Origin of the sequence: Aureispira sp. CCB-QB1, assembly GCF_000724545.1 — a bacterium.
Classification (GTDB): domain Bacteria; phylum Bacteroidota; class Bacteroidia; order Chitinophagales; family Saprospiraceae; genus Aureispira.
Map to the genome: position 1 here is coordinate 1 of NZ_JHBV01000061.1, position 1,152 is coordinate 1,152.

A 1,152-nucleotide genomic window follows, 5' to 3' on the forward strand; every position below is an offset into this window, starting at 1 on the left:
TCCATTGCTTTGGTGATTATGATTGAGGTCATCAAACGAGAATCAACCGATGATGTGATGAAGGGCTTATTTCAGTACAAAGAAGTTGAAAAGTTCTCTGCTCTCTTGGCAATCGTAGCAGTTGGGGCAAGTATTTACATTTCGATAGAAGGGGCTAAAATTCTCCCTTCCCTACTGGTTGAAGAAGCGACTCCTCAAGCACCTATTTTAAAATCTTCTGAAGGGATTGTTTCTGACTATGATAATCGAATGGCAGCGCTCGAGATACAACGGGATAATTTTCGGAATACCAGGTTGTACAAAGGGCGTTTGGCTCGAAAGGATTCTAAAGTGGTGCAAGAATACAATGAAAAGATTGAAGCGACTCAAGCACAAAAAGACGCTGCTCTGGCGGCTCTTTTACTCGAGAACCAAGTCATCGAACAAAAGGCATTGGAGGATTTTGAATCTAGGAAATCTACCATGACTTTGGAGCGAGAAAAATTGAGTACGCAATTGGTTCGAGCAGCCATTGGTTTTGAGTTGTTATTTCTACTTTCGATGGGCTTTTCTTGGTGGTATTATACCGAATGTGAGAAGGAGAAAAAGGAAACTACTCAAAATACGGAAACCCCGATAAACACAGGAAGTACTACTGCAGTACTGCAGCAGTACTACGGCGAAAAACCACAAGAAAAAGCTCCTCAACCACATGCGGCACCAAGTATCCAAAAGATTGGTTTTATTGATTATGAAAAGCAAAAAAAAGATCCTCCAAAAGAGGAAAAAATTAAGAAGGAATATACTCGTATTTGCCCTGAATGTGGCAGTGGTTTTATTCACAAATCGCATAATCATACCTATTGCAAACGCTCTTGTTTGATTGCTGCTAGAGAGAAAAAAACAAATCTTTTATCCAATTCATAATCAAGCAGTACTGCAGTAGTACCGCTGCAGTACTGCCCCATAAAACAGCGACTCATGACAACAAAAAATGCTTGTGTTATTCTTGATCAATTGCTGCAGAAGCTACAGCAGAAATTAGAAAAAGAACAGCAAAAATTAACTCAAATGAAAGGAAGTAAGAATTCTTTACAATTGCTTTGTCAAGAACAACAAATTTGCTTGTTAAAAACAAAAATTAAAAGCACTCAAACTTATTTGCATCACTTT

General features: G+C 38.5%; 2 protein-coding genes. Both read left to right on the top strand.

Annotation, left to right across the window (positions count from 1 at the left end; all coding sequences use genetic code 11):
- Nucleotides 1-906: hypothetical protein (locus CG11_RS30515; protein ID WP_197043953.1), on the top strand; the 906-nt coding region annotated here is incomplete at its 5' end.
- 54 nt (nucleotides 907-960) lie between these two features.
- Nucleotides 961-1,152 (top strand): hypothetical protein (locus CG11_RS26120; protein ID WP_156039911.1); only part of this gene is annotated, 192 nt, incomplete at its 3' end.